The organism is Rhodococcus sp. P3_B8 (assembly GCF_056402775.1).
In genome coordinates this window covers 1-3,626 of sequence record NZ_JBFUGT010000472.1, presented here as the reverse complement: position 1 = coordinate 3,626, position 3,626 = coordinate 1, and the positions used below count along the sequence as shown (strand labels likewise).

Below are 3,626 nucleotides of genomic sequence, written 5' to 3'. Positions count from 1 at the left end.
CGACCATGCTCATCCGCCTCCGCACGGAGGACACGGCGCGGGTCACCAAGCGCAAGGGCCAGGAGAGCTTCAACTACGGCGACTACTTCGCCTTCTCGAAGATCTGCACCCACCTCGGCTGCCCCACCTCCCTGTACGAACAGCAGACCAACCGAATCCTCTGCCCGTGCCACCAGTCGCAGTTCGACGCGCTGACCTACGGAAAGCCGATTTTCGGTCCGGCCGCTCGTGCACTTCCGCAGTTGCCTATTACAGTGAACGAAGAGGGTTTCCTAGTCACAACGGGTGACTACATCGAAGCTCTCGGCCCGGCATTTTGGGAGCGTCGACCGTGACCGACAACAAACCGTCCAAACTGAGCGCGATGGCCACCGGCCAGGCCGAAGCGATGGACTCGCGCTACCACCTCGCAGCGGGAATGCGGCGGCAGATCAACAAGGTCTTCCCCACCCACTGGTCGTTCCTGCTCGGCGAGATCGCGCTGTACAGCTTCGTCATCCTGCTGATCTCCGGTGTCTACCTGACCCTGTTCTTCGACCCGTCGATGGCGCACGTCGTCTACAACGGTGCGTACGAGCCGCTGCGCGGCGTCACGATGTCCCGCGCGTACGAGACCACGCTGAACATCTCGTTCGAGGTTCGCGGCGGTCTGTTCGTCCGTCAGATCCACCACTGGGCAGCGCTGATGTTCGCGGCGTCGATCGTCGTGCACCTGATGCGCATCTTCTTCACCGGCGCCTTCCGGCGTCCGCGTGAGGCCAACTGGGTCATCGGCTGCCTGCTGCTGATCCTGGCGATGTTCGAGGGATTCTTCGGCTACACGATCCCCGACGACCTGCTGTCCGGCACGGGCCTGCGCGCCGCGTTCTCCGGCATCACGCTAAGCATCCCGATCGCGGGCACCTGGATGCACTGGCTGATCTTCGGCGGCGACTTCCCCGGCGACCTGATCATCCCCCGCCTGTACGTCGCGCACGTCCTGCTGTTCCCGGGCATCATCCTCGCCCTGATCGCCGGTCACCTCGCGCTCGTCTGGTACCAGAAGCACACGCAGTTCCCCGGCCCCGGCCGCACGGAGAACAACGTCGTGGGTGTGCGCATCCTCCCGGTGTTCGCCGTCAAGTCGGGTGCGTTCTTCGCGATCACGTTCGGTGTGCTCGCCGTGATGGGTGGCGTGCTGCAGATCAACCCGGTCTGGACCATCGGCCCCTACAACCCGTCGCAGGTGTCGGCAGGTTCGCAGCCCGACATCTACATGATGTGGACGGACGGCCTGGCCCGCCTGTGGCCGGCGTGGGACATCTACCTGTTCGACCGCTACACCATTCCGTCGGTGTTCGCCGTGGCGTTGATCATGGGTCTGGTGTTCACGGTGCTGATCGCCTACCCGTGGATCGAGAAGCGTCTGACCAAGGACGACGCTCACCACAACCTGCTGCAGCGTCCGCGTGACGTTCCGGTGCGTACCGCGATCGGTGCGATGGCGATTGCGTTCTACGCCGTCCTGACGATCTCCTGCATCAACGACATCATCGCGTACCACCTGAGCATCTCGTTGAACGCGATGACGTGGATCGGCCGCATCGGCATGGTGTTGCTGCCTCCGATCGCCTTCTTCGTGGCCTACCGGTTCTGCCTGGGTCTCCAGCGCAGCGACCGTGAGGTTCTCGAGCACGGCATCGAGACCGGCATCATCAAGCGGATGCCGAACGGTCAGTACATCGAGATCCACCAGCCGCTCGGCCCGGTCGACGGCCACGGTCATCCGATCCCGCTCGAGTACCAGGGTGCGACCGTCCCGAAGAAGATGAACAAGCTCGGTTCCGCCGGCAAGCCCGGTTCCGGCAGCCTCGTCACGGCCGACCCGGTCGAGGAGAGCCTGGCTCTCGAGCACGCCCTGCACCACGGCGAGCACGAGCAGCTCACGATGCTGCGGGAGTACCAGGACCGCGCCCACGGCAACGGTTCGTCGGCTTCCGGCAACGGATCGTCCGGCAACGGCGAGGCCCACTAGCCTCACCTCCGCAACCGAGCAGAGCCCCGAACCACGTCCGGTTCGGGGCTCTGCTCGTCTGTGGGCGTGCCCGCTCCCCTCCCCCGCGGCTGTGCGCGGAACACGAGCGCGACCGCCCCGAGTCCCAGAAGTAGACCGAGTGCGGTGAGGATTCCGAACGGCTCGCCGAACAACACGGTCCCCCAGATGGCCGTCACCGGTGCCATCAGGAACATCAGGGCATTGACCCGGGTGACTCCACTCCTACGCAGCACGAGCCAGTACAGGCCGTAGCCGCCGAACGTGGACAGGCCGATCAGCCAGGCCACCGACCACCAGAACGATGCCGTCGGCGGTGGCGACACCTGTCCGGCGCACGCGGCGAGGGCGGTGAAGAGCACGGCACTGGTCGCGCAGTGCACGGTCATGGACACGACGGGGTCGGTGTCGGTAGGTGAGCGACTCTCCAGGAAGGTCGCGGCCACCAGCGACAGCATCCCGGCGAACGGCACGAGATACGCCCACCACGACACGCCGGACGCAGCGGTGGCGTCGCCTGCGGTGACGATCACGACCCCCGCCAGTCCGAGCAGCAGCCCCCACCACTGCCGGGGCGCGACGTACTGACCCAGCAGCGGGCCGGCCAGCACGGCGACGACCAGGGGCTGGGTGCCGTCGATCAGTGCCGTGGTGCCGGTCGAGACGCCGAGTCCGATCGCCTGGTAGACGGTCAGCAGATATCCGGTCTGCGACAGCGCGCCGACCGTCACCTGACGGCCGAGCGCACGGGACCCGAGTCCCCGCCACCGTGCGCGTCCGAACAGGGCGGCCGCCAGGGCCAGTGCGACGGCGAGCGGCAGGAACCGCCAGGTCAGTACGGTCAGAGGGGCCGCGTCCCCGGCGCCGAGTTTGGCCCCGATAAAGCCGGAGCTCCAGCACAGGACGAACATCAMGGCGAGAAGCGCATTCACGTTTGACCACCACCTAAGTAAACAGATCGGTATACCTCTTCAATTTATACCGATCTGTATACTTTTGTCATGGAATCTGTGCCGTCACCGCGACGCGTGGTGCTGACACCGGGAGCGAGGCGGGCGCTGGACGCGGCCGGCCGCCTCTTCTACGAGCGGGGAATCCACGCGGTCGGCGTGGATCTCATCGCCACCGAGGCCGGTGTCACGAAGAAGACGCTCTACGACCGTTTCGGTTCGAAGGAACAGATCGTCGTCGAGTACCTCGCCGACCGGGACGAACGGTGGCGGGCGTTTCTCGCCGGCCATCTCGACACCGCCGGCGACTCCCCCGGACGGCGCCTGACGGCGATCTTCGACGCATCCCGGGAGTGGACCGCGGAGAACAGCGCGAAGGGGTGCAGCATGGTCAACGCGCACGCGGAGATCAGCGACCCGGCACATCCGGCGTACGCCGTCATCGTCGGCCAGAAGCGGTGGATGCTCGACCTGTTCACCGGCGTGTGCCGGGACGCGTCGGTGCGCGACCCGGAGACACTCGCACGCACCGTCATGCTGCTCCACGAAGGGGCACTGGTCTCACACGGGCTGCAGGTGTTCCCCGAGGCGGTGCGACTCGCATCCGATCAGGCGTCGGCGCTCCTCGCCGCGGCGGCAGGCCC

General features: G+C 66.2%; 4 protein-coding genes. 3 read left to right on the top strand and 1 reads right to left on the bottom strand.

Features of this window, described 5'->3' with window-relative positions:
* A partial coding sequence (locus tag AC1D1G_RS43090) for a QcrA and Rieske domain-containing protein (protein WP_477956695.1) occupies nucleotides 1–335 on the top strand: 335 nt, incomplete at its 5' end.
* 29 nt (nucleotides 336–364) lie between these two features.
* Nucleotides 365–2,014 (top strand): cytochrome bc1 complex cytochrome b subunit, encoded by a 1,650-nt coding sequence (gene qcrB, locus AC1D1G_RS43085; RefSeq protein WP_105413747.1) that lies wholly within the window; start codon nucleotides 365–367, stop codon nucleotides 2,012–2,014.
* 2 nt (nucleotides 2,015–2,016) lie between these two features.
* Here the strand turns inward: qcrB and AC1D1G_RS43080 are convergent, their stop codons facing one another.
* Entirely contained in the window at nucleotides 2,017–2,964 is a 948-nt protein-coding gene (locus AC1D1G_RS43080; RefSeq protein WP_477956694.1) for a DMT family transporter, read from the bottom strand.
* Nucleotides 2,965–3,033: 69 nt separating this feature from the next.
* Between AC1D1G_RS43080 and AC1D1G_RS43075 the strand changes: the two genes are divergently transcribed.
* Nucleotides 3,034–3,626: TetR/AcrR family transcriptional regulator (locus AC1D1G_RS43075; protein ID WP_477956693.1), on the top strand; the 593-nt coding region annotated here is incomplete at its 3' end.

Excerpts from the sequence above, each read along its gene's own strand:
- qcrB (WP_105413747.1), top strand. The coding sequence starts at position 365 with ATGGCCACCGGCCAGGCCGAAGCGATGGACTCGCGCTACCACCTCGCA.